Genomic DNA, 24,556 nt, shown 5'->3' on the forward strand with positions numbered 1-24,556 from the left:
CATTTGGACGTGTATCAGACATTTATTGCATATCGATAGACAGAACGATTCGTAAGCACGCCACAGGCCCACTGTTACTCTGATGTCATCACCGGACCGCCATGGTTCGCGCATCCACCAACCGAAGAGATATTGTCGATGAGTTCAAGCACCGCCCGCTCCCAGCTTCCCGCCCTGCCCGTGAAAACCGTTATCGCCGCCAGCCTGATCGCCTGCTTCAGCCTGCCAATGCAGGCGCAAGCGCAGCAAGAGCTGCCGGCCGAAGGTGAACTGCAATCGGTGGTGGTCACCGGCACCTTCGCCAAGAACCGCCGCACCATCGATTCCGAATCGCCTATCGACATCCTCACCTCGCGCGACCTGCAAAGCACGGGTTCGGGCGAACTGGCCACCGTGCTGGCGCGCCTGCTGCCATCGCTGAACTTTGCCCGCGCCACGGGCGCCGACGCCAGCGACGCCGTGCGTCCGGCCCAGCTGCGCGGCCTGTCGCCCGACCAGACCCTGGTACTGGTGAACGGCAAGCGCCGCTACACCTCGGCCGTCGTCAACGTCAACGGTTCCCTGGGCCGCGGCTCGGCGCCCGTCGACCTGAACGCCATCCCGCTGGCAGCCATCGACCACGTGGAAGTGCTGCGCGATGGCGCGGCGGCCCAGTACGGTTCCGATGCAATCGCCGGCGTGATCAACATCATCCTGAAAAAAGGCGCGGCCGGCGGCGATATCGAAGTGGGCTATGGCCAGACGCAGGAACGCGACGGCAAGCAAAAATCCATCAAGGGTTCGGCCGGCTTCGCCCTGGGTGACGACGGCTGGGTGCGCGTCTCGGCGGAAGTGGCTGAACGCGACCCGACCAACCGCGCCGGCGCCGACTTCCGCAATCCGCTGGAACCGCGCTATGGCAAGGTCAACCAGCGCTATGGCGATCCGGAAAGCAAGCCGGCAACGATTTTCCTCAACAGCGAATACCGCATCAGCGACAGTATCGACTGGTATGCCTTCGGCAATTATGGCAAGCGCGACACGTCGGCCGCCGCCACCTGGCGCACGGCCCTGATCCAGGACCCCGTCACCAAGGTCTACTCGCAGCGCACGCCGATCTATCCGGAAGGCTTCCTGCCGCTGCAAAACAGCACCTTGACGGACCAGTCCATCGTCACGGGCTTGCGCGGTGAAGCGGCCGGCTGGCGCTGGGATGCCAGCATCAATTACGGCAGCAACAAGTTCGAACTGGACCTGGACAACACGGTCAACCAGTCGCTGGGCGCGAACAGCCCCACGCATTTCTATGCCGGCTCGCTGAAGAATGAACAGACCGTATTCAACCTGGACGCGGCGCGCGAGTTTCCCGTCTCTTACTTTACGGGTCCGCTGACTGTAGCCGTCGGCGCGGAAGCGCGGCATGAGAAATACAGCATCGGCGCCGGCGACGCAGCGTCGTACACAGGCGGCGGCTCGCAAGGCTTTGCCGGCTTCCGCCCTGTCAACGCAGGCAGCCACTCGCGCCACAACGAGTCGATCTATGTGAACCTGGAAGCGGAAGCGACGAAGAAACTGTCGGGCGGCGTGGCCCTGCGCCATGAGCGCTACAGCGATTTCGGCAGCACCACCTCGGCCAAGGGCTCGGCCCGCTACTCCTTCACGGACGCGCTGTCCCTGCGCGGCACCGTATCGAGCGGCTTCCGCGCGCCATCGCTGGCGCAGCAGTACTACACCATCACCACCACCAACTTCCAGGTCATCAACGGCAACAATACGGCCATCGAGACGGGTACCTTTGCCGTCAACACGCCGCAGGCGCGCGCCTTGGGCGCACAGGATCTGAAACCGGAAAAAGCCCGCAACTACAGCCTGGGCCTGCAATTCCAGCCTAACCGCAACTTCACCACGACGGTAGACGCCTACCGCATCGACATCGACAACCGCATCCTGTTCTCGGCCAACCTGGCGCTGAACGACAAGCTCAAGGCCCAGCTGGCGACGCAAGGCTCGAGCGTGGGCGCGGCGCGCTACTTCACCAACGCCGTCGACACGCGCACGGAAGGCGTGGACATCGTCAGCACCTACCGCATCGACCTGCAGGACAAGGACCGCCTCGATCTCACCGTGGCCTACAACCATAACAAGAGCACGGTACAGAAAATCGCCGACAATCCAGCCATCCTGACGGCCAACAACCTGAAACTGATCGACCGCCAGAGCATCGACCGCATCACGGTGGCCTCGCCGAAGGACAAGTTCAGCCTGGCCGCCGACTACGGCTTCGGCATCTGGAATGCGCACGGCGTCGTGACGCGCTACGGCAGCTTCACCGTGCCGCAGAACGATGTCAAGCTGGACCAGACGTATGACCCGCAATGGGTGCTGGACGTGTCCGGTTCCGTGAAACTGGGCAAGAACTGGCGCCTGGTGGCCGGCATCGACAACGTCACCAACCGCTACCCGGCGCAAGTGACGAGCGCGGGCAACCTGAACGTCAACGGCACCCAGCCGTACAGCATCTTCGCGCCGAACGGTTTCAACGGCCGCTACTACTACGCCAAGGCTGGCTATAGCTGGTAAATAGCGCTCTGCCATGCAAAAAGCCCGGAACGCATCGCGTTTCCGGGCTTTTTCATGTCTTGCGCCCGCAGGCGCATCAGGCTCAGGCGCGGCGGCGGCGCGCGACAAAACCGACCAGGCCCAGGCCCAGCATCAGCATGCCGTAGGTCGCTGGCTCAGGCACGGCAGAGACGGAGTTGTACGCGCGGAAATTGCTCAGGCCACGCGGCAGGTTGGCAATGCTGAAGACCGTATTCGCGGCAAGCGGCGTATCCCAGTGGAACAACAGTTCGCCACGGCCATAATGCACGGCCAGGTAATCAAAGCTGGAGTTGACGGTAAACGAACCGGACTTGCTGCTGGCCAGGTCGCCCTGGGCGGCAAAGACCAACGAGCCTGCGCCGCTGGAGGGCAGGCCAAACTTGCTGCTGACCAAGCTCTTGATGGCGGCCGCGCTTTGCGCGCCGGCCGGGTTGGCGCCGTCATAGACCCAGACCGCGTCCGCTGCCACGCTGCCATAGGTGACGGTATTGCCGCCCACCAGGAAGCCGCTCATGGCAGGGTCGGTGATTTCCACCCAGCTAGCAGCCTGGGCCAATGGCGCCAGGCAAGCCGAGACAGCAAGGCAGAGACCCAGCACGGCATGTTTAGTCATGTTCATAGTTTCCCCTATCGATGAATTTCAAAAACCACAATGTTGATTATATTTTTGTTATATTTTTTTGCGATTGGACAAAAGATATCATCCAGGAAATGTAAATGCAATAAAAGAAACATCTTTGGCCATTGAAAATTTCAATTGGTCTTATCAATTTATTGGCGAGGCCTGCTATCACGGGGCTTGCCGCCATCGTTGCCATGAGCGCTCGCCGTCCCGGGGAACAGGATTGTTGTATCTCAGCACATGTAAAGCGGCAGGATCGCCCTGTTCCAATGGCAAGCCGGAAGGTATGCGTGGTCATCCTGACACGCAATCGGCTAACATGGGTCTTACTCTTTTTGATCACGGATAAGCAACCATGCCCAGCTGGCACCTGGCCGACGCCGCCGAACTGGCGGCGCGCCATCCCTACACTTTCTATAAATCGCCACCCGAGGCCATCGACCAGGTGCGCCCCGGCGAGGTGGTCAAGCTGATCTTCGCCTTCCACAGCGACGATCCGCAAGCGCCGGGCGCCGAGCGCATGTGGGTGCTGGTGGATACGGTCGAACCGCATGGCCACTTCACCGGCAAGCTCGACAACATGCCCGGCTACATCCAGGATTTACAGGCCAAAGACCCCGTCGCCTTCGATGCGCGCCACATCATCAATACCCAGCACGACGATGACGATAACCTCGTCAACCGCTACGCGGGCCTGTGCTTCGTGACGAAAAAAGTGCTGGAAGACGGCGCACCCGTCGGTTATCTGTACCGCGAGGAGCCTGACAACGACGACGACAGCGGCTGGCGCTTCACGGCCAACGACGAAAGCGACGACTACATGAACGACAGCGCCAATGTGGCCCTCGTGTCGCTGGGCGCCGTGCTCAGCGTGGACGACCGTTTTATTGCCCTGCTGGATGCTCCGGCCGGCGCGGCCTATGCCTTCGACCACAACACGCAACAATTCATGGCGGTTGACGAATGACAATAGATGAATTGAAGGAATTTTGCGCGGCCCTGCCCGGCGCGCAAGCCGTGCTGTACGGTGCGCCGTCGAATATCCTCGTGTATGCAGTGGCGGGGAAAAAATTTGCGTATTTCAAGACCAGCATGCCGGAGCAGTGGCGCTTCAGCCTGCGGGTCAGCGCCGGTCGCTTTATCGAACTGACGGACATGCCGGGCGTGAAACCGGCCCGTTACATGGGCCGCTTTCACTGGGTGACGATCGTGGATGTGGCGCGCTTCCCGGCTGACTACCTGGCGGAGCTGGTACAGGATAGCTACGCGCGCGTCGTGGCCAGCCTGACGCGCGCGCAAAGGGCAGCCATCGCCTAGAGGGCGTCCTCGCCCGCCATGGCACGGTCGATGTCTTCGCGCGTCAGGTCCGGGGCCAGTTGCAGGATGAACTCATAGGCGTACGCGCGCAGGTAGGCGCCGCGGCGCACGGCCAGGCGCGTCGTGTTGGTGGCGAACAGATGCGACGCTTCCACGGCCCGCAAGCCCTTGTCGCGGCCATGGTCGAAGGCCATCGAAGCGACGATGCCCACGCCCAGGCCCAGCGCCACGTATTGCTTGATGACGTCGGAATCCATGGCCGTCAGGATGATATCGGTCGCCACGCCCGCCTTGGCGAAGGCGTCGTCGATATGGCCGCGTCCCGTGAAACCCTTGTCGTAGGTAATCAGCGGATATTTCGCCAAGTCTTCCAGGCGGATGGGCGAGTGCTCGAGCAGCGGGTGGCCGTCCGGCACGACGATCAAGTGGCTCCAGCGGTAGCACGGGAACGACACGAGGTCGGGGAACTGGCTCAAGCCTTCCGTGGCGATGCCGATATCGGTCTTGCCGGACAGCACCCATTCCGCGATGTGTTCGGGCGCGCTTTGCTGCAGCGCGATACGCACGTCGGGGAAAGCGGCACGGAAGCTTTGCACCACTTTCGGCAGCGCATAGCGCGCCTGCGTGTGCGTGGCCGCCACCGATAACGTACCGCTGGTCTGGCCGCTGTATTCGAGGCTGGCCTGCTGCAGGTTTTCCGCCTCGATCAAGAGGCGGTCGACGATCTTCAGGATACCCTTGCCCGGCTCCGTCAAGCCCGTCAAGCGCTTGCCGTTGCGCTCGAAAATCACCACGCCCAGCTCATCCTCGAGTTCGCGGATTTGCCGGCTCACGCCCGGCTGCGACGTGAACAGGGCGTTGGCCACTTCCGTCAGGTTATAGCCGCGGCGGGCCGCTTCGCGGATCGATCGCAATTGTTGAAAGTTCATGGCTATCCTGTATCAAGTTCGGGTGGGTTCAACAAATACATGGAGGCGTTTCGGGCGGACAACCAATGTCTCGCCTTCCTTCAGCTGCAGATGGGTAAAACGCTCGTTCGACATCACAGCTTCGATCAGCTCGCTATTATCGACGCGCTGCAAATCCAACTGGGCCAGCGGGCCGATCGCATGGGCGCGGCTCAGTTTCACGACGATGCCTTCCGCGCCCTGCGTGTAACGGTCGATTTCCAGGTCGTGCGGACGCACATAGGCCGTGCCCTTGCTGTCGCTCACGCCCGCGTAATCGGGCACCTCGAAGCTGGCGTCGCCGGTGGCCATCACGCCGTCATGCACGCGGCCGTGGAACAGGTTGACGTTGCCGAGGAAGCCATACACGAAGGGCGAAGCCGGGTGGTTGTAGACTTGCTCCGGGGAACCGAGCTGCTCGACCGTGCCCTTGTTCATCAGCACCACCTGGTCCGCCACTTCCAGCGCTTCTTCCTGGTCATGCGTGACAAAAATGCTGGTGACGTGCAAGTCGTCATGCAGGCGGCGCAGCCAGCGGCGCAATTCCTTGCGCACCTTGGCATCCAGGGCGCCGAACGGCTCGTCGAGCAGCAGCACGCGGGGCTCGACAGCCAGCGCGCGTGCCAGGGCGATGCGCTGGCGTTGCCCACCCGACAGCTGCGGCGGATAGCGGTCGGCCAGCCAGTCCAGCTGCACCAGTTCCAGCAAATCCTTCACCTTGCGGCGGATCTGATCTTCCGACGGGCGCTCGCTGCGCGACTTCACGCGCAAGCCGAAGGCCACGTTCTCGAACACCGTCATGTGCTTGAACAGTGCGTAATGCTGGAAGACGAAACCGACTTGCCGCTCGCGCACGTGGCGGTTCGACGCGTCTTCCGCGTCCAACAGCACCTGGCCGCTGTCCGGATGTTCGAGGCCCGCAATAATGCGCAGCAAGGTGGTCTTGCCGCAACCGGACGGGCCCAGCAGGGCCGTCAATTCGCCGGCGGGAAAGTCCAGCGAGATATTGTCGAGGGCGACGAAATCGCCGAAACGCTTGTGGATGTTTTTAACTGCGATGGTCATATCAGTGCTCCGTGGAACGTAAGGCGGAATCGTCGGCGTCGCTCTCGTTCAAACGCCACTCAATGAAAGCTTTCAGGGCCAGGGTCACCAGGGCCAGCAGGGCCAGCAAGGAGGCGACGGCAAACGCCGCGGCGAAGTTGTACTCGTTGTACAGAATCTCCACTTGCAGCGGCATGGTGTTCGTTTCGCCGCGGATATGGCCGGAGACGACGGACACGGCGCCGAACTCGCCCATGGCGCGGGCGTTACACAGGATCACGCCATACAGCAGACCCCACTTGATGTTCGGCAAGGTGACTCGGCGGAAGGTATTCCAGCCCGACGCGCCCAGCACGATGGCGGCCTCTTCCTCTTCGCTGCCCTGCGACTGCATCAGCGGGATCAGTTCACGCGCCACGAACGGGAAGGTAATAAAAATGGTGGCCAGCACGATGCCGGGCACGGCAAACAGGATCTTGATGTCGTGCGCCTGCAGCCACGGGCCGAACCAGCCCTGGGCGCCAAACATCAGTACATAGATCAGGCCGGAAATCACGGGCGAGACGGAAAACGGCAAGTCGATCAGGGTCAGCAAGATGCTCTTGCCGCGGAAGTCGAACTTGGCGATGCACCAGGAAGCGGCCACGCCGAACACCAGGTTCAGCGGCACGGCGATGGCCGCCGTGATCAGGGTCAGCTTGATGGCAGAAATCGCATCCGGATCGATGATGGCGGCGATATACGCTTCCCAGCCCTTCTTGAACGCTTCCGCAAACACGGCCACCAGGGGCACGATCAAAAAGGTCGTCAGGAACAGCAGGGCGATGGTGATCAGTACCGTGCGCACCCACAATGGCTCCAGCACGACAGGGCCGACATTCGGCTCGAAGCGGCGCGCCGTCGGGCGCGCATTGTCCACGCCAGCGATGGCAGTCGTATTCGTACTCATGATTTCTTCGCCTTTCCGCGCATCCATGCTTGCAGCAGGTTAATCGTCAACAACAGCAAAAAGGAGACCACCAGCATCACCACGGCGATGGCCGTGGCGCCCGCGTAATCGTATTGCTCCAGCTTGGTAATGATGAACAGCGGCGTGATTTCCGACACCATCGGCATATTGCCGGCGATAAAGATCACGGAACCGTATTCGCCCGTGGCGCGGGCGAAGGCCAGCGCAAAGCCCGTCAGCAAGGATGGCAAGATCGTGGGGAAGATGACGCGGATAAACGTTTGCAGGGAATTGGCGCCCAGGCTGGCGGCGGCTTCTTCCAGTTCCTTTTCCGCGTCTTCAAGCACCGGTTGCACGGTGCGCACGACAAACGGCAAGCCGATGAAGGTCAGCGCCACCACCACGCCCAGCGGCGTGAATGCCACCTTGATGCCCAGCACGCCTTCGATGAACTGGCCGAACCAGCCGTTCGACGAATATAAAGCCGTCAGGGTGATGCCGGCCACGGCCGTCGGCAAGGCGAACGGCAAGTCGACCAGCGCGTCGATGATGCGCTTGCCGGGGAATTTATAGCGCACCAGCACCCAGGCCAGGATGCCGCCAAACACCACGTTCAGCAGCGCGGCGATCAGCGAAGCGCCAAACGTCAGGCGGTACGACGCCATCACGCGGTCGGACGTGACGGCGCTGAAGAAGGCGTCCCACGTCATGGTGAAAGTTTTCAGGAACACCGACGACAGCGGAATGAGGACGATCAAGGCCAGGTAAAAGAGCGTGAAGCCCAGTGACAGCTTAAACCCCGGCATGACCCGAAACGGCGCTCCGCGCGCCTTGAGCGGTGCTGCTGATGCTGCAGACATAGAAACTCCTTCTTATTACATTTTTGAGTTATAGGCCGCAATAATCACATGCAATCGTTATAAAAAGAACTAACCATTTCTCATTTGCTTAGATGGATTTTGCATACTTGCCGATGGAAACGCTGGGCGAAAAAAAAGGGGTCGGACCCTGTGGGTCCGACCCCGGCTTTTGGGGTGGGGTTGGGCACACACTTAACCCAACACCTTGACGGCTGAGGTCAGACCCATAGGATCTGACCCCGTTCTTACTTGTTCGGCTGCGGCGTGAGGCGCAAGTATGGTTTCTCGGCCGTAAAGCCCTTCGGATATTTCTGCTTGATCACGTCCGGGTCTTGCACGGTCAATGGAATGATGACGTCGTCGCCATCTTTCCAGTTGCCCGGCGTGGCCACCGTGTAGCCGTCCGTCAGTTGCAGGGCATCGATGACGCGCAGGATTTCATTGAAGTTGCGACCCGTGCTCAGCGGATACGTGAGGATCAGGCGCACTTTCTTGTTCGGATCGACGATGAAGACGGAGCGCACGGTGGCCGTGACAGACTGTTCCGGGTGAATCATGTCGTACAGCACCGATACTTTCTTGTCGACGTCGGCGATGATGGGGAAGCCGACCACCGTGTTTTGCGTCTCTTCGATATCCTTGATCCAGCTCTTGTGCGATTCGGCCGCGTCCACGGACAGCGCGATGGCCTTCACGTTGCGCTTGTCGAATTCCGGTTTGAGCTTGGCCGTCAGGCCCAGTTCCGTCGTGCACACGGGGGTAAAGTCGGCCGGGTGGGAAAACAGCACCACCCAGGAATTGCCCGCCCACTCGTGGAACTTGAGCGGGCCGATCGAGCTGTCTTGTTCAAAATCAGGGGCGACATCGCCCAGGCGTAAAGTCATCGTGATCTCCTTGTGAGGTTATATGGCGTAATGTTCGTCGAATCAGGCTGCCTGACGGTGGCGCTTGTCGCTTTGCGCCAGATCAAACAGTGTTTGCAGTTGCGCCTGGCCGTAGACCCAGTCACCGAGGCGCGACTCGGCGTTGATATGACCCAGCGCACCGCCATCAATATACTTGCAATTCCAGCGCCGTGCCCACTGCGCCGCGTGTTCGGCCGTCATCCATGGGTCGGTCTGGCTGGCGATCAATATGCCGGGGCAAGGCAGCCGCTTTTGCGGCAAGGCCTTCGCCACGCCAAACTTGTCGGGATCGGCCGGCCCCACCAGCAGCACGCCAGCCACGCCCTGCGGATCGCGGGCCAGGCTGTGCGCCGTCGTCAGGCAGCCAAAGCTGTGGGCCACGATCAGGGTCGGGCGCGCATCCTGCCGCCGCACCTGGTCCAGGCGCGCCGACCAGGTGGCCAGGTCGGGAGCGTTCCAGTCGTCCTGCTCGACCCGTTCGAATTGCGGATACAGGCGCTGCCAGCGGCTCTGCCAGTGCTCGGGACCGCTGTTATGCAAGCCCGGCACGATCAGTACCCGGTAATCGGAAAAGCTGCGCAGCGCCATGGTGGATCCTTTTAGTAACGGTCTGGCAATCGTGCCATCCGATATTATTTAGGCTGGTAGATCTGGTCGAAGATGCCGCCGTCGGCAAAGTGCGCCTTCTGTGCCGCCGTCCAGCCACCCGCCACTTGCTCGATGGTGAACAGGTTGACCTTGGCAAATTGCGACGCGTATTTCTTCGCCGCCTTGTCCGTTGCCGGACGATAGTAATTCTTCGCGATGATGTCTTGCGCTTCGTCCGTGTACAGGTAGTTCAGGTAAGCCTCGGCCACCTTGCGCGTGCCGTGCTTGTCGGCAAACTTGTCGACGACGGCGACAGGCGGTTCGGCCAGGATGCTGACGGACGGCGTGATGATGTCAAACTTGGTCGGGCCCAGTTCCTTGACGGCCAGGTAAGCTTCGTTTTCCCAGGCGATCAGCACGTCGCCGATGCCGCGCTCGACGAACGTGGTGGTGGCGCCGCGCGCGCCGGAGTCGAGCACGGGCACGTTTTTATACAGTTTGCCGAGGAAATCCTTGGCCTTCGCTTCGTTGCCGCCCGGCTGGCGCAGCGCGTAGCCCCACGCTGCCAGGTGGTTCCAGCGGGCGCCGCCCGAGGTTTTCGGGTTCGGCGTGATGACGGAGACGCCCGGCTTGATCAAGTCATTCCAGTCCTTGATGCCTTTCGGGTTGCCCTTGCGCACCAGAAACACGATGGTCGAGGTGTACGGCGAGCTGTTGTGCGTCAAGCGCTTCTGCCAGTCGGCGGCCAGCAGCTTGTGCTCGGCCAGCGCATCGATGTCATAGGCCAGGGCCAAGGTCACCACGTCCGCCTCCAGGCCATCGATGACGCCGCGCGCCTGCTTGCCGGAACCGCCGTGCGATTGCTTGATCTTGACGTTGTCGCCCGTCTTGCCTTTCCACTCCTTGGCAAATGCCGTGTTCACATCCTGGTACAGCTCGCGCGTCGGGTCATACGACACGTTGAGCAGGGTGATATCGGCAGCCTGCGCCGTTTGCAGAATGGCAAACGCGCTGATGGCGGCGGCAATGATGATTTTTTTCGACAGCATCTAAGATCCCCGAGTGGTTGAACTTTCAGAACCACCAGATTACGGCGCTATGGCCGCAAAGAGAACGAAGCGTTTCGCCGTTTGATATGCGTTTTTCGCATATGGATGGCACACAACGGGGATAAAGCAGTTAAAACCAAGGACACCTGACAAAACCGTAGCGAGCGGAAGGGAGAGGCGGTCGAGAAGCGCAACTGTGCTTTAGTACAGTGAGCATCGCAGGCTGCCTATACCGACGCGCAGTAGGTTTTGACAGGTGTTCAATAGAAACGGTTGAACAGGACCACTGCCCAGGCGGCGAAGGCGAGGATGCAGGTCAGCAACACGGCCGCGCTGCCGAAATCCTTGGCGTTCTTCGACAGCGGATGGCGCTCCAGCGAGATGCGGTCGACCACGGCTTCCAGCGCGGAATTGATCAGCTCGACGATCAGTACGAGCAGCAGCACGCCGATCAGCACCAGCTTTTCAAAGGCGGAGATGCGCAGCAGCAAGGCGATCACCGTGCCGACGACGAACAGGCCCAGCTCCTGGCGGAACGCGTGTTCATGGCGCCAGGCCGCTTTCAAGCCATCGAGCGAGTAGAAAAAAGCGGAAAATATCCGCTTCAAGCCACTCTTACTTTTGAATTCATTTACAGGTTGCATAGTTTTCCATATGTAAATCAAGTGCAGTGGGCACATTATGGGGGCGACATAGCACTGTGACCATTTATTCGCTGAATATCTCGGAACATTTCACTATTTTTTCACATTATGGTATAAAGAAGCATGAATACTGCATTGCACCAAATCCATCATGAAAATTGAACCGGTCGCGGCCCCCAAGACAACGATACAGGTGATCGAACGCATGGTCGCCCTGCTTGATGCCCTGGCAAAATATTCGGACCCGGTCAGCCTGAAGGAATTGTCGAAGGTTTCCGGCCTGCACCCCTCGACGGCGCACCGCATTCTCAACGACATGGTACTGACGCGCTTTGTCGACCGCATCGAACCGGGCACGTACCGGCTGGGCATGCGCCTGCTGGAACTGGGCAATGTGGTGAAAAGCCGCCTCAGCGTGCGCGAAGCGGCGCTGGACTTCATGCGCCAGCTGCACAAGAAAACCCAGCAAACCATCAACCTGTCCGTGCGCCAGGGCGACGAGATCGTCTACATCGATCGCGCCTTTTCCGAGCGCTCGGGCATGCAGGTGGTGCGCGCCATCGGCGGCCGCGGCCCGCTGCACCTGACCTCGACGGGCAAGCTGTTCCTGTCGGTGGACGAGCCGAAAGCCATCCGCGCGTATGCCACGCGCACGGGATTAGCCGGACACAACAAGAATTCCATCACGGATCTGCAAAAACTCGAGCGCGAACTGAGCCTGGTGCGCGAGCGCGGCTATGCGCGCGACAATGAAGAGCTGGAACTGGGCGTGCGCTGCATGGCCGCCGGCATCCGCGACGACTCCGGCAAACTGATCGCCGGCCTGTCGATCTCGGCACCGGCCGACCGCCTGCAGGATGAGTGGCTGGTGGATCTGGTGGAAACGGCGAACCAGATTTCCGTCACGCTGGGCTATATCCCGCAAGACTAAATATACAGGGCAGCTACGCTACCCTGTATATTTTTAGCCGCCGGGCAGGCTCATGTTGGCAGGCTTCAGTGCTTCCAGCCACTTGCGCATGCGTCCCGCATCGGCCGTACGCGACTGTTTTCCCTTGGAATCGAGGAAGACCATGATTACGGCCCGTCCTTCGATGACAGCCTGCATCATCAAACAACGTCCCGCCTCATTGATGAACCCCGTCTTTTGCAAGCCGATCTCCCAGCCCGGGTTGGCCACCAGGTGATTCGTATTGCCAAACTGCATGGGTTGGCCACTGGCTTCGACGATGGCTTTCGGGTCCGTCGAGTACTCGCGCAGCAGCGGATGGCGGAAAGCGGCCATGGCCAGCTTGCCCAGGTCGCGCGCGCTGGCCACGTTCATTTTCGACAGGCCGCTGGAATCGACGTAATGCGTATCCATCATGCCCAGCTGGCGCGCCTTGCTGTTCATGGCGTCGACAAACGCCGGCAAGCCGCCCGGATAGTTGCGGCCCAGCGCCGAGGCGGCGCGGTTTTCCGAGCTCATCAAGGCGATGTGCAGCATATTCGCGCGCGTCAATTGCGAACCCACTTTCAGGCGCGAACTGCTGAACTTGGCGCGGTCAACGTCCTCGTCCGTGATCGTCAGCAATTCATCCATGTCCTGGCGCGCTTCGACCACCACCAGGCCCGTCATCATCTTGGTGATGGAGGCGATGGGTAAGGCCACATTGGAATTCTTTTCAAACAGCACCTCCGCATTGGCCTGGTCCAGCACCAGCGCCACGCTGGACTTGAGGTCGAGCGGATCGCGCGTCAGGTTCAGGCCGGCCAGATCGCCCATGGTCGGCATCGGTGCAGCCATGGGCACGGCCACGCTGCTGACTTTTTGATAGATGACTTTGCGCTTGCCGCGCACCATGACGACCCGGCGCACGGTCTTTTCGCGCGGCGCGGCCGTCGCGCCCTTGCGCAGCACGACTTTGACTTTCTTGGTATTTTGTTTCTTGGACGCAGAGGATTTGCCGTTCGCTTCCTTGGCGTGCACGGCAGCAGCCGGCGCCAGCGCAAACAGCAGGGAAGCCAGGATACCCAGCGCAAGTTTAAACTTAGCCATTCGATAATTCCCCGTGAAGCTGTTGCCTTATTGCAGTGTAGCGAAATGCAGAGTAATCGCAAGTCTATTTAACAGTTAGGACAGTATTTATTGCAGCAATGAAATACAAATCGTTGGCGATCAGCAAACAAACTCATCCTTAACCGCTTGTTTGACCGTGTCCGTCGCCAGTAATGTCTATTTGTCCATGAATTTAACAAAGCCGGCCAGCGGCTCGCGTTCCGTGTTCAGCCGGTTCTCGACCTTGTCCGGGTCGGCATGACCGAGGGCCATGCCGCACACCACCATTTCGCTGGCCGGCACGCCCAGCTCGTCGCGGATGATGTCATGGTAATGGATGAAGGCCGCTTGCGGACACGTGTCGAGTCCCCGCGCGCGCGCTGCCAGCATGATGTTTTGCAAGAACATGCCGTAGTCGAGCCAGGAACCCTGTTCCAGCACCCGTTCGATGGTAAAGATCAGGCCCACGGGCGCATCGAAAAACTGGAAATTGCGTCCATGCTGGGCCGCCATGCCTGCCGTGTCGCCACGCTCCAGGCCCAGCAGCTGGTACAGGTCCAGGCCGATCTTGCGGCGACGCTCGATGAAGGGCGCCGTCCACTGGCGCGGGTAATAGGTGTACGACGCCGTGCGCGCGGGCGCATCGGCTGCCTTGGGCGCGTCGTAGGCGGCCAGGATGCGGCGCGACAGGCGCAGGCGCGCTTCGCCCGACAGCACATACACTTTCCACGGCTGCATGTTGGCGCCCGATGGCGCGCGCGCCGCCACTTCCAGGATGCGCGCAATATCGTCCTGCGCCACCGGCGTGGGCAAAAAGGCGCGGATCGAACGGCGCGACGCGATGACGGCGTCCACGGCTTGCTGCGCCGACTGTGTTTCAGATGCTTGCTTGCTCACTGCCCTGCTCTCCCGCTATATCTATTCTATTTCTTGACCACGAACACCACGCCGACCACGGCCACCAGCATGCCGGCGATACCCAGCATATTGAACGCTTCGCCAAACATCAGCCAGGCCATCACGGCCGTCGTGGGCGGCGTCAGGTACAGCAGGCCCGTCACTTTTGTCGCATCGCTGCGGCGGATCAGGGCGAACAGCAGGAAGATGGCGCCGATGGACAGCACGAGCACCGACCACAGCAAGGCGCCGATAAAATTCGTCGTCCATTGCACATTGCTGAAATGCAAGTCCAGTCCTTCGTAATACAGGGCGAATGGCAAGACCACCACGATGGAGGCGGCAAACTGCACCACCGTGCCGGTGCGCAAGTCGAATTGCGGGCAGTGGCGTTTTTGGTACATGGTGCCGGCCGTCATCGACAGCAGGGCGAACACGCACAGCAGCACGCTTTCCACCGTCAGGCCCACGAGGTTGATCTTCGCATATACGACGAGGGCCACGCCCAGCAAGCCAAAGAACAGGCCCAGCCACTGGCGCGGGCGCACGGATTCGCCGATCAGGGGCGCGGCGCAGGCCGTCAGCACGGGCTGCATGCCGACGATCAGCGCAGAGAGGCCGGCCGGCATGCCCAGCTTGATGGCGCACCAGACGCCGGCCAGGTAGCCGGCCTGCATCAATATGCCGGCCACGGCGATCTGGCGGAACTGGCCCACGGGCCACGGCGCGCGCAAGAGCAGCACCAGCGGCAGCAGGATCACCAGCACGCCCAGGAAGCGCAGCAGCAAAAAGGTCAGCGGCGGCGCATACGGCAAGCCGAACTTGGCCACGATAAAACCTGTGCTCCATAACAACACGAAGAAGCCGGGCAAGGCCATCGGCGCCAGGGTCGTCAGGAAAGAGGCTTTGCCGCTGGCGCCAGCCGCGGCGGGAAGATTGGACATGGTATCAACTCGGGAAACAGGATCGGCACCGGGGCGCTGCGCCAGTGCGGGAGGCAAAGTCTAGCATGCTGCGCCGCACCCGTCCTGAAAGGTGGGGAAATAATGGTTTAGGGCTAAACCATTAACACACAGAAATCAAATATTTCTCTTTAGAAACAATGGCTTTTGACGCAAATCTATTCAATTGTTGCATCGCACAAGAATCGCTTGACTTCGTTTTTTTTCGCCGTAGAATAGGGTTTGTTGCGTTGCACAATTCTTGTTCAGCTTGAAAAATTTAGATTCACCTGCTTTCCCAAACGGTACACGCAGCATCAAATTAACCAGATTTCGATTTTTTGGAGATTTATATGTTTTCAATTCCTGAGCAATTTTCGTCCGCTACCAAAGCCAACCTGGAAGCCCAATTCGCCCTGTTCTCGTCGTTGACGGGCAAAGCCTTCGAAGGCATCGAAAAGATCGTCGAACTGAACCTGACCGCTGCCAAGGCAACGCTGGAAGAATCGACCGCCGCCGCCAAGCAATTGCTGTCGGCAAAAGATCCACAAGAATTCTTCTCGCTGACCGCTGCCCAAGCCCAGCCTGGCGCTGAAAAAGCCATCGCTTACGGCCGTCACCTGGCTGCCATCACGTCCGGCACGCAAGCCGAATTCAGCAAAGCTGCTGAATCGCAAATCGCTGAAACCAACCGCAAAGTCCTGTCGCTGGTGGAAGAAGTCACCAAGAACGCGCCAGCCGGTTCGGAAAACGCCGTCGCCATCCTGAAAAGCGCCATCGGCAACGCCAATGCAGGCTACGAGCAATTCTCGAAAACCAGCAAGCAAGCCGTCGAAGCCATCGAAGCTAACCTGACCTCGGCCGTGAACCAGTTCACGCAAGCGGCTGAAAAAGTCGTGCCGCGCGCTGCCAAGTAATTCCTGCGCGACCGCTACGGCGGTCCGCTGTTATCGGCTCCTCCAGGCATCCATCCCGTACTTCCCCGACGGATGCCATTATGCCCCAGCCCAGCTGGGGCATTTTTTATGCCTAATCCCTCTTACTCCCCCAGATACGCCGCCTTCACGCGCGGGTCGTCGAGCATGGCGGCCGCGTTGCCGCCCATGGTGACCAGGCCGGAATCCATCACATAGCCGCGGTGCGCCGCCTGCAGGGCCAGGCGGGCATTTTGTTCGACCAGCAGAATCGTGATGCCTTCGGACGACACCTTGCGGATCACCTCGAAAATTTTCTCGACCATGATGGGCGACAGGCCCATCGATGGCTCATCGAGCAGCAGCAGCTTCGGATGACTCATCAGGGCACGCGCCATGGCCAGCATCTGCTGCTCGCCGCCCGACAGGGTGCCGGCCATCTGCGCCGCCCGTTCCTTCAGGCGGGGAAACACGTCGAACCAGCGGGCGATATCGTCCTCGACGCCCGCCTTGTCCGTGCGCGTGTAGGCGCCCATCATGAGGTTTTCGCGGATCGACATGCGGGTAAACACGCCCCGCCCTTCCGGCACCATGGCCAGTTTCCTTTCCACCAGATGAAACGATTTCGTGCCCTTCAGCGATTCGCCCAGGTAGCTGATCGTGCCCTCGATCTTGCAGGCAGGCAAAGTACCCGTGATGGCTTTCAAGGTCGTCGTCTTGCCGGCGCCGTTCGCGCCGATCAGGGCGATCAGCTCGCCCTCGTTCACTTCCAGGTCGATGCCTTTCACCGCCTTGATGCCGCCGTAGGCCACGTGCAGGCCCGCCACCTTCAATATATTACTCATGCGTGCGATCCCCCCAGGTAAGCCTCGATGACGGCCTGGTTTTGTTGTATTTCGGCCGGCAAGCCTTCGGCGATGCGCTTGCCATACTCGAGCACCGTGATGCGGTCGCACAGTCCCATCATCAGTTTCACGTCGTGCTCGATCAACAGCACGGTCTTGCCTTCCGCCTTGATTTTCACCAGCAACTCGCGCAAGGCCAGCTTTTCCGTCGCATTCATGCCCGCCGCCGGCTCGTCGAGGGCCAGCAGGGTCGGATCGGTGGCCAGCGCGCGGGCGATTTCCAGGCGCCGCTGGTCGCCATACGACAGGAAGCGGGCCGTGCGGTTGGCGAACTGGGCGATGCCGACGAAATCGAGCAGCTCCATGGCCCGCTTGCGGATGGACGCCTCTTCCTCGCGCGCCGCCTTGTGGCGGAAGATAGCGCCGAACACGCCCTGGTGCGAGCGCACATGGCGCCCCACCATGACGTTTTCCAGCGCCGTCATGTCGCCAAACAGGCGGATGTTCTGGAAGGTGCGCGCGATGCCCGCCTTGGCCACCTTGTGCGGCGCGGACGGCGAATACGGCTTGCCGGCCAGTTCGAAGGTGCCCGTATCGGGCTGGTACAGGCCGGTAATCACGTTGAAGAACGTCGTCTTGCCGGCGCCGTTCGGGCCGATCAAGCCGTATATCTGGCCTTGCCGGATGGTGATGCCCACGTCGGTCAGCGCCTGCAAGCCGCCGAAACGTTTATTCACGCCGGCAATATTGAGAATGATCTGTTCGCTCATGCTATCCCTCCCTTAAGCGGACACGACGCCGGTGGATTTGTTCGGCTGGTCCACATCGTGGTCGGGCCGGTCTTCGTGCTTCGGCGATGGCCACAGGCCGGCAGGACGGTTGAGCATGATCAACACCATGGCCAGGCCATACAGCAGCTGGCGCAGCACTTCCGCCTCGATCACCACGTGGCCGAACAGCGCCTGCTGGGCCGGTTCCACCACGTGGCGCAGTACTTCCGGTATCGAGGCGAGGATCACGCCACCGAGGATCACGCCGGGGATGTGGCCGATGCCACCCAGCACCACCATGGCCAGCACGGCGATCGACTCCGTCAGCGAGAACGATTCCGGCGAAACAAAACCCTGGAACGAGGCAAACATGGCGCCCGCCACGCCGCCGAACGAAGCGCCCATGGAAAAGGCCAGCAATTTCACGTTGCGCGTATTGATGCCCATGGCCTTGGCGGCGATCTCGTCTTCGCGGATGGCTACCCAGGCGCGGCCCAGGCGCGAATGCTGCAGGCGCTTGGTGACGAACACGACGGCGAAGCACAGGAAGAGGAACAAAAAGTAATACGCATTCACGGACGGCATGGAAAAGCCCGCCACCATGACGGTGCTGTTGGTGCCCGCCTCGCCCGCCAGGTTGACGCCGAAGATGCGGATGGGGTCGATCAGATTGATGCCTTGCGGCCCATTCGTGAAATTGATCGGGTCGTTCAAATTGTTCATGAAGATGCGGATGATCTCGCCAAAGCCCAGGGTCACGATGGCCAGGTAGTCGCCGCGCAGTTTTAATGTGGGCGCACCCAGCAGGGCGCCGAACAGGCCGGCAACAAAGGCGGCCAGCGGCACGATGATCCAGATCGACAGGTGGATGCCGTTTTCGCGGATTTCCGGACCCATCAGCTGCACCAGGGTTTCGCCCAGCACCGGATACTGGTTCACCACCGATTCGAGCAGGATGGCGAACTGGGGCGAGGCCAGCAAGGCCGTCAGGTAGGCGCCCACGGCATAGAAAGCGATGTAGCCGAGGTCAAGCAGGCCGGCAAAGCCGACGACGATGTTCAGGCCCAGGGCCAGCATGATGTACAGCAAGGCCATGTCGATGATGCGCACCCACGAGTTGCCGAACTGGGCGGCAAAAAACGGGAACACCATCAGCAGCGCGGCCAGGCCCAGCATGCCGGCGTAGGCTTTGGTCGGATTTTTCTTAGCGTCAAAATCGAGTAGTGCCATGATTTATTCTCCCAGTTTCACATCAGGCACGGTCGGCCACGCGTTCGCCCATGATGCCGGACGGGCGCAGGGTCAGCACGATGATCAGCACGACGAAGGCAAAGATATCCTGGTAGTGGCTGCCCAGGAAACCGCCCGTGATGTCGCCGATATAGCCGGCGCCCAGACTCTCGATAATGCCCAGCAAGATACCGCCCAGCATGGCGCCATAGATATTGCCGATGCCGCCCAGCACGGCCGCACAAAAGGCCTTCAAGCCGGGGATGGCGCCCATGGAGAACTGGATGGACGCATAGTTGGCGCCCCACATCACGCCCGCCACGGCCGCCAGCGCGGCGCCGATGGCGAAGGTGGCAACGATGACCTTGTCGGAATCGACACCCATGAGTCCAGCCACGCGGGGATTTTCCGCCGTGGCGCGCATGGCGCGGCCCATTTTCGTTTTTTCCACCAGCAACACCAATCCTCCCATCGACAGCGCGGCCAGGGCCAGCAGCAGTACTTGCGTTTGCGAAATCACGGCACCGCCTATGTTGATGGGATCGGTCGACAGCAATTGCGGAAAGGGCAAGGGATTGCGCGTCCAGATCATCATGGCGAAGGTTTGCAGCAGGATGGAGACGCCGATGGCGGTAATCAGGGGGGCGAGGCGGGGGGCGTTGCGCAGGCGGCGGTAGGCGACCCGCTCGATGATGATATTGACCAGAATACAGATGGGAATGGCGCCGAGGATGGCGGTGGCCAGTTTCAGGTAACCGGGCCAGTCGGGCACATAGATGCCCAGCAGCTTGAGGATGGTCAGGCCCACCATGGCGCCGATCATGAGCACGTCGCCGTGGGCGAAGTTGATCAGGTTCAGAACGCCGTACACCATTGTGTAACCGAGGGCGACTAAGGCATACATGCTGCCCAACACCAAGCCGTTAATGATCTGCTGGATGAATGTATCCATGATTGCCCTATCAAATATGCATTTTTCGGGAACAACTTCCGCCAGAACATGGGTCGCTGATACAAAAACGGCACCGGAGGAAGAATTCCTGCAGTGCCATCCCTGGACCGTTCTCACCAGCATGGTGCACGCACTGAAAACGGGCGTGACCTTGCTTAGTCATAACGACAACATATTCAAGCTTGAGGCAATCATAACGATCTTTTGCAAAAACTAAGCTTGGAATAAATCGATCATTTCCGAATTAAATTCGGTTTTGAGGTAACTATTTCATCGATACTCAACAGCCATACGGACTCAGGCGACGTCGCGCTTGATGCCATCGAGGCCTTTCGGCATCGGGAACGTGACGGCTTCCTGCACGCCGTCGAGCGGACGCACGCTACGCACGCCGCACTCTTTCAAGCGGTCGATGACGGCCTGCACCAGTACCTCGGGCGCCGAGGCGCCAGCCGTCACACCCACGCGCAGCTTGCCTTCCAGCCAGGCGGGGTCGATTTGCGAGGCATTGTCGACCATATAGGCTGGCGTACCCATCTTCTCGGCCACTTCGCGCAAGCGGTTCGAATTCGAGCTGTTCGGGCTGCCGACGACGATCACCACTTCCACTTGCGGGGCCATGAATTTCACGGCTTCCTGGCGGTTCGTGGTGGCGTAGCAAATGTCGCCTTTTTTCGGCTCGGCGATATTCGGATATTTCGCTTTCAAGGCCGCAATAATGTCGCTAGTGTCGTCAACTGACAACGTTGTTTGCGAAACATAGGCCAGGCTCTCCGGATTGGCGACCTGCAGTTTCGCCACATCTTCGAGCGTTTCCACCAAATGCATGCCCATATCGGCCTGGCCCATGGTGCCTTCGACCTCGGGATGGCCATCGTGGCCGATCATGATGATCTCGCGGCCTTCACGGCGCATCTTGCCCACTTCCATGTGCACCTTGGTGACCAGCGGGCAAGTCGCATCAAAAATGCTCAGGCCACGCGATTCCGCCTCGGCGCGCACGGCTTTCGACACGCCATGGGCGGAAAACACGAGCGTATTGCCAGCAGGCACGTCGTCGAGGTCGTCGATGAAGATGGCGCCCTTGTTGCGCAAGTCGGCCACCACATAGGCGTTGTGGACGATTTCATGGCGCACATAGATCGGTGCGCCAAATTGCTGCAAGGCGCGTTCGACGATTTCGATCGCCCGGTCGACGCCAGCGCAGAAACCGCGGGGCTGGGCCAGTAACAGTTCTTTATCCATCGCTACTCCTTACAGGACCGAAATGAGCTTGACTTCAAAGCGCAGCGGCTGGCCAGCCAGCGGATGGTTGAAGTCGAACAGGGCCGAGTCCTCGCGCATTTCGCGCAGCACGCCGGCAAAGCGGCCGCCGCCCGGGGCGGCGAAGTCGACCAGGTCGCCGATCTTGTAGTCGGCACCGGGCACGGAGTTCTCGTCCAGGGTAGCGCGCGAGACGGACTGCACCAGCTCGGGATTACGCTCGCCAAAGCCTTCGCCGGCCGCCAGCTCGAACGTCTGGTGCGTGCCTTCAGGCAAGCCCAGCAAGCGCTGCTCGAGGAACGGCGCCAGCTGGCCCTGTCCCAGCATCAAGGTCGCGGGATTGCCGCTGAAGGTCGTGACAATGTCAGTACCGTCAACAGTGGCAAGACGATAATGCAGGGTGAGGTAAGCCGCTTCGGTGACGACTGCTGGTTGCTCGTTGGACATAGTAGTTTTCAAGTAACTGGTGCAAAACGATATTGTAAGCCACCCTGAGCCTGCGCGCCCCATGCCATCTTGGCGCGGCCATGCTTTTGTCAAAAAACATGGCCGCGCAACACATCCGACGCCGGATCGGCGAATCAGACGTTGAAGTACGTCAACCCGCCCGCCGTGCTGGCGTGATTGCCGAAGCCGGAGCTGTCCTCCAGGTTGCCGTCGAGCTTCCAGCGTCCCACGGGCCGGTGCACGATGCCATACTGGCCATAGTCATACACTTCCTTCGGTGTCAGCACGCGGTCGTACAGGATGACGTCCGACAACTGCCAGGCTGGCGTGCCCTGCTCCTGCGCATGCACGGCGCGGCCGATCACCAGCGGGGCGCCAGCGGCATTCAAGAATGGCGGCGCCATGTTTTGCAAACTCTGATACATGAGGAAATCATCCACATACAGGCTGATGCGTCCATCATGCTTCACAGTATAAGTACAGCGGAACCAGCGGTTGGGAATGTCCACCTTCAAGCCATGCCCATTGCTGTTGGCGCCCAGGCCATTGTCGCCAACGCCATTGAATAAATACAGGAACGTCTTGATATCCTGCGTCAGCAGCCCCCATCCTTTCTTGTTCGCCTGATGCGCGATAAAAGCCTGCGCCAGAGCAACGGTCGAGGAGAAGTCCTGTTGCCGGATGCAATACGACAGCGAAAAATCCGCGCTCTCGTAGCGCACGGACGACGGCACGGTGAGCAGCAGGCCAGGCTTGAATTGCAAGGTCTTCGTCACGCCGAAACAAGGCTTGGGCGGTGCTGGACGCATGGCATCTTGGCCGCGCAAGGCGTCCCAGACAGCCTTGCGTTTGTTACTGTACCCCGGCGTCTCCACCAGGTTCAAACCGGCGCGCTCCATGGTTTTCCCCGCATTCCAGGCCCAATAGCATGCCAGTTGCACGCCCGTACGGCGTATGGCGCTCAGCAAGGCATGCAGGTTGTCTTGCCTCCCAATATTTATCCTGAATTCTCAGGTCCACGACCGTGTTGTCGGTGGCAAACCTCGGCTCGCCGACAACGTAGTCCCATACCTGATAGCTCGTACCGGCAGCCTGTCTGCCGTTGAATGGCGCCACCATCACTTGGATGTACTTGAAGCCGTTGGCCGCAAGATAAGGCAAATCGGTACTGTAATCAGGATGTTCCACTTCCGGCGCCAGCGGTGCGGTAGCGCTCCATTGACGGCGCTCCAGATACGCGTGCGCATTGAGGCCGATGCCGCTGACCTTGCCCGTGTTGACGCCGGCGGCGTTGAACTCTTGCATGAATCCATTGACAACTTTGATGTACGGTATGACGACTCCTGTAAAACAAGTGGAAGACATTGAGTTCAGGGCCCTGACTCCCCGCAGTTGAAACTTGCATGGAATGCAACGACAGGCAAATCATAGCGCTTGAAAATGGCCAGGCCGGGCATCTTGGTTTTTGTTTTTTTCATATGATTCGCCATGAAGACGAGCTAGCGCAGCATGGCCGCCCGGGGAAGGCGCGACAATCGTTGGCAGGCGCCACGACGAGCCGGGCGCGAACGGGAGGCAAGATGGGCATCAAGGATTGGCCGGCCGGCGAACGGCCGCGCGAACGCCTGATCGAGGATGGCGCGCAGTCGCTGTCGGACGCGGAATTGCTGGCCGTCTTCCTGCGCACGGGCGTGCGCGGCAAGAGCGCCGTGGAACTGGCGCGCGACACGGTCGAGCACTTCGGCTCGCTGCGTGGCCTGTTTGGCGCCAGCCTCGTGAGTTTTTCCGCAGTGCACGGCATGGGCAGCGCCAAGTTTGCCCAGTTGCAAGCCGTGCTCGAACTGGCGCGGCGCGCCATCATCGAGGACTTGCAGGCGGGGCAAGCCCTCAATTCGCCGCACGCCGTCAAGGATTACCTGCGCCTGACCCTGGGCCACCTGGCGCATGAAGCGTTCCACGTGTTGTTTTTGGACGTCAAGAACCGCCTGATCACCACCCAGGAAATGTTTCGCGGCACCCTCACCCACACCAGCGTGTATCCGCGCGAAGTGGTCAAGCAGGCCCTGCTGCACAACGCGGCCAGCGTCATGCTGGCGCACAACCACCCGTCCGGCACGCCGGAGCCCAGCGAATCGGATCTGTTGCTGACGCGCGCGCTGGTGCAAGCGTTGTCGCTGGTGGACGTGCGCATCCTCGACCATTTCGTCGTGGCCGGGCGGCAAGTACATTCCTTCTCGGAACACGGCCAGATCTAGGCCGGGGCTGGCCAGGCAGCAGTTAACCATGTGTAAACAAGGACATACGTGACAGCAGCAAGACGCTTATCTAACAGTAAACAGCACTGTTTACCAGTGCTTCCCCCTATGACGAAGGGGAAAAGTCAAATTGTTAAATTATTTCAATACAACATGACACAATTGTTTTTCGCAAGTCATTGATAAATCGGCTTATTTTGGATATACTCTCGTTTTTCCAATTTGGAATATCTTTAAGGAGTGCGCCATGGCACGTGTTTGCCAAGTCACTGGGAAGAAGCCGATGGTCGGCAACAATGTTTCCCATGCAAACAACAAAACCAAACGTCGTTTTTTGCCTAACTTGCAGAATCGTCGTATTTTTGTTGAATCTGAAAACCGCTGGGTCTCCCTGCGTTTGTCCAACGCCGGTCTGCGCGTCATCGATAAAGTCGGCATCGACGCCGTATTGGTCGATATGCGCGCTCGTGGCGAAAAAGTCTAATTAGCAGAATAAGGG

General features: G+C 60.1%; 27 protein-coding genes. 7 read left to right on the forward strand and 20 right to left on the reverse strand.

Going from position 1 to position 24,556, the window contains the following annotated elements; translation table 11 throughout:
• Positions 1-138: 138 nt before the first annotated feature.
• Complete coding sequence (locus CSQ92_RS15195; RefSeq protein ID WP_099388851.1) at positions 139-2,559, forward strand: TonB-dependent receptor plug domain-containing protein; 2,421 nt, start codon at positions 139-141, stop codon at positions 2,557-2,559.
• A gap of 82 nt (positions 2,560-2,641) precedes the next feature.
• Here CSQ92_RS15195 and CSQ92_RS29410 read toward each other — a convergent pair whose 3' ends face one another.
• The gene (locus CSQ92_RS29410; RefSeq protein WP_092608397.1) at positions 2,642-3,199 is read right to left on the reverse strand and encodes a PEP-CTERM sorting domain-containing protein; all 558 of its coding nucleotides are present in this window, start codon (positions 3,197-3,199) and stop codon (positions 2,642-2,644) included.
• A gap of 358 nt (positions 3,200-3,557) precedes the next feature.
• Here CSQ92_RS29410 and CSQ92_RS29415 point away from each other — a divergent pair, with 358 nt between their 5' ends.
• Positions 3,558-4,169, forward strand: a complete 612-nt coding sequence (locus CSQ92_RS29415) for an immunity protein Imm33 domain-containing protein (RefSeq protein ID WP_099394475.1) — start codon at positions 3,558-3,560, stop codon at positions 4,167-4,169.
• Complete coding sequence (locus tag CSQ92_RS15210; RefSeq protein ID WP_099394476.1) at positions 4,166-4,519, forward strand: MmcQ/YjbR family DNA-binding protein; 354 nt, start codon at positions 4,166-4,168, stop codon at positions 4,517-4,519. Before CSQ92_RS29415 ends, CSQ92_RS15210 begins: the two co-directional genes overlap by 4 nt.
• Here the strand turns inward: CSQ92_RS15210 and CSQ92_RS15215 are convergent.
• From CSQ92_RS15215 to CSQ92_RS15250, 8 genes are all read right to left on the reverse strand, one after another.
• Entirely contained in the window at positions 4,516-5,448 is a 933-nt protein-coding gene (locus CSQ92_RS15215) for a CysB family HTH-type transcriptional regulator (RefSeq protein ID WP_070256667.1), read from the reverse strand. The genes CSQ92_RS15210 and CSQ92_RS15215 overlap by 4 nt on opposite strands.
• Positions 5,449-5,460: 12 nt before the next feature.
• Positions 5,461-6,531, reverse strand: a complete 1,071-nt coding sequence (locus CSQ92_RS15220) for a sulfate/molybdate ABC transporter ATP-binding protein (protein ID WP_034747519.1) — start codon at positions 6,529-6,531, stop codon at positions 5,461-5,463.
• Between the two features lies 1 nt (position 6,532).
• On the reverse strand, positions 6,533-7,459 hold the full coding sequence (gene cysW / locus CSQ92_RS15225) for a sulfate ABC transporter permease subunit CysW (protein WP_034785420.1): 927 nt from the start codon (positions 7,457-7,459) through the stop codon (positions 6,533-6,535).
• Entirely contained in the window at positions 7,456-8,265 is an 810-nt protein-coding gene (gene cysT, locus CSQ92_RS15230; RefSeq protein ID WP_257219222.1) for a sulfate ABC transporter permease subunit CysT, read from the reverse strand. Before cysT ends, cysW begins: the two co-directional genes overlap by 4 nt.
• Before the next feature lie 299 nt (positions 8,266-8,564).
• On the reverse strand, positions 8,565-9,203 hold the full coding sequence (locus tag CSQ92_RS15235) for a peroxiredoxin (protein ID WP_099394478.1): 639 nt from the start codon (positions 9,201-9,203) through the stop codon (positions 8,565-8,567).
• 42 nt (positions 9,204-9,245) lie between these two features.
• A complete protein-coding gene (locus tag CSQ92_RS15240) occupies positions 9,246-9,812 on the reverse strand; it encodes an RBBP9/YdeN family alpha/beta hydrolase (protein ID WP_034747509.1) in 567 nt (188 codons plus the stop codon).
• A gap of 44 nt (positions 9,813-9,856) precedes the next feature.
• Entirely contained in the window at positions 9,857-10,861 is a 1,005-nt protein-coding gene (locus CSQ92_RS15245; RefSeq protein ID WP_034785183.1) for a sulfate ABC transporter substrate-binding protein, read from the reverse strand.
• Positions 10,862-11,121: 260 nt separating this feature from the next.
• Entirely contained in the window at positions 11,122-11,505 is a 384-nt protein-coding gene (locus CSQ92_RS15250; RefSeq protein ID WP_034785181.1) for a diacylglycerol kinase, read from the reverse strand.
• Positions 11,506-11,656: 151 nt separating this feature from the next.
• Here CSQ92_RS15250 and CSQ92_RS15255 point away from each other — a divergent pair, with 151 nt between their 5' ends.
• Positions 11,657-12,436: an IclR family transcriptional regulator gene (locus tag CSQ92_RS15255; RefSeq protein ID WP_034785179.1), complete on the forward strand. Its 780-nt coding sequence runs from the start codon at positions 11,657-11,659 to the stop codon at positions 12,434-12,436.
• A gap of 33 nt (positions 12,437-12,469) precedes the next feature.
• Here the strand turns inward: CSQ92_RS15255 and pbpG are convergent, their stop codons facing one another.
• From pbpG to CSQ92_RS15270, 3 genes are all read right to left on the reverse strand, one after another.
• The gene (gene pbpG, locus CSQ92_RS15260; protein WP_034785177.1) at positions 12,470-13,543 is read right to left on the reverse strand and encodes a D-alanyl-D-alanine endopeptidase; all 1,074 of its coding nucleotides are present in this window, start codon (positions 13,541-13,543) and stop codon (positions 12,470-12,472) included.
• Between the two features lie 177 nt (positions 13,544-13,720).
• Complete coding sequence (locus CSQ92_RS15265) at positions 13,721-14,440, reverse strand: nitroreductase (RefSeq protein WP_099394479.1); 720 nt, start codon at positions 14,438-14,440, stop codon at positions 13,721-13,723.
• 26 nt (positions 14,441-14,466) lie between these two features.
• The gene (locus tag CSQ92_RS15270; RefSeq protein WP_099394480.1) at positions 14,467-15,384 is read right to left on the reverse strand and encodes a DMT family transporter; all 918 of its coding nucleotides are present in this window, start codon (positions 15,382-15,384) and stop codon (positions 14,467-14,469) included.
• Between the two features lie 350 nt (positions 15,385-15,734).
• On the opposite strand from CSQ92_RS15270, the gene CSQ92_RS15275 reads away from it, so the two are divergent.
• On the forward strand, positions 15,735-16,298 hold the full coding sequence (locus tag CSQ92_RS15275) for a phasin family protein (protein ID WP_070256671.1): 564 nt from the start codon (positions 15,735-15,737) through the stop codon (positions 16,296-16,298).
• A 122-nt stretch (positions 16,299-16,420) separates the two neighbouring features.
• On the opposite strand, the gene CSQ92_RS15280 is transcribed toward CSQ92_RS15275, so the two are convergent.
• The 8 genes from CSQ92_RS15280 to CSQ92_RS15320 form a co-directional block, all read right to left on the reverse strand.
• Positions 16,421-17,140, reverse strand: a complete 720-nt coding sequence (locus tag CSQ92_RS15280; protein ID WP_070256673.1) for an ABC transporter ATP-binding protein — start codon at positions 17,138-17,140, stop codon at positions 16,421-16,423.
• Positions 17,137-17,910 (reverse strand): ABC transporter ATP-binding protein, encoded by a 774-nt coding sequence (locus tag CSQ92_RS15285; protein WP_099394481.1) that lies wholly within the window; start codon positions 17,908-17,910, stop codon positions 17,137-17,139. Before CSQ92_RS15285 ends, CSQ92_RS15280 begins: the two co-directional genes overlap by 4 nt.
• 12 nt (positions 17,911-17,922) lie before the next feature.
• Positions 17,923-19,140 carry an ABC transporter permease subunit gene (locus CSQ92_RS15290; RefSeq protein WP_099394482.1) on the reverse strand — a complete coding sequence of 406 codons (1,218 nt, stop codon included), beginning with the start codon at positions 19,138-19,140 and terminating at the stop codon, positions 17,923-17,925.
• 22 nt (positions 19,141-19,162) lie between these two features.
• Positions 19,163-20,092: a branched-chain amino acid ABC transporter permease gene (locus tag CSQ92_RS15295; RefSeq protein WP_034785168.1), complete on the reverse strand. Its 930-nt coding sequence runs from the start codon at positions 20,090-20,092 to the stop codon at positions 19,163-19,165.
• A 297-nt stretch (positions 20,093-20,389) separates the two neighbouring features.
• Positions 20,390-21,337 carry a 4-hydroxy-3-methylbut-2-enyl diphosphate reductase gene (gene ispH / locus CSQ92_RS15305; protein ID WP_034785166.1) on the reverse strand — a complete coding sequence of 316 codons (948 nt, stop codon included), beginning with the start codon at positions 21,335-21,337 and terminating at the stop codon, positions 20,390-20,392.
• A gap of 9 nt (positions 21,338-21,346) precedes the next feature.
• On the reverse strand, positions 21,347-21,802 hold the full coding sequence (locus CSQ92_RS15310) for an FKBP-type peptidyl-prolyl cis-trans isomerase (protein WP_070224501.1): 456 nt from the start codon (positions 21,800-21,802) through the stop codon (positions 21,347-21,349).
• Positions 21,803-21,936: 134 nt separating this feature from the next.
• Positions 21,937-22,701 (reverse strand): LamG-like jellyroll fold domain-containing protein, encoded by a 765-nt coding sequence (locus CSQ92_RS15315; RefSeq protein WP_099394483.1) that lies wholly within the window; start codon positions 22,699-22,701, stop codon positions 21,937-21,939.
• Entirely contained in the window at positions 22,655-23,107 is a 453-nt protein-coding gene (locus CSQ92_RS15320; protein WP_143450368.1) for a hypothetical protein, read from the reverse strand. The genes CSQ92_RS15315 and CSQ92_RS15320 overlap by 47 nt, the downstream gene beginning before the upstream one ends.
• A 275-nt stretch (positions 23,108-23,382) precedes the next feature.
• Between CSQ92_RS15320 and radC the strand changes: the two genes are divergently transcribed.
• Together radC and rpmB are read left to right on the forward strand one after the other, a co-directional pair.
• A complete protein-coding gene (radC, locus tag CSQ92_RS15325) occupies positions 23,383-24,057 on the forward strand; it encodes a RadC family protein (protein ID WP_070256677.1) in 675 nt (224 codons plus the stop codon).
• Between the two features lie 247 nt (positions 24,058-24,304).
• Positions 24,305-24,541 carry a 50S ribosomal protein L28 gene (gene rpmB / locus CSQ92_RS15330; protein WP_010400928.1) on the forward strand — a complete coding sequence of 79 codons (237 nt, stop codon included), beginning with the start codon at positions 24,305-24,307 and terminating at the stop codon, positions 24,539-24,541.
• Positions 24,542-24,556 lie beyond the last annotated feature (15 nt).

Source organism: Janthinobacterium sp. BJB446, assembly GCF_002735655.1.
In the GTDB taxonomy this organism is placed as follows: Bacteria; Pseudomonadota; Gammaproteobacteria; order Burkholderiales; family Burkholderiaceae_D; genus Janthinobacterium; species Janthinobacterium lividum.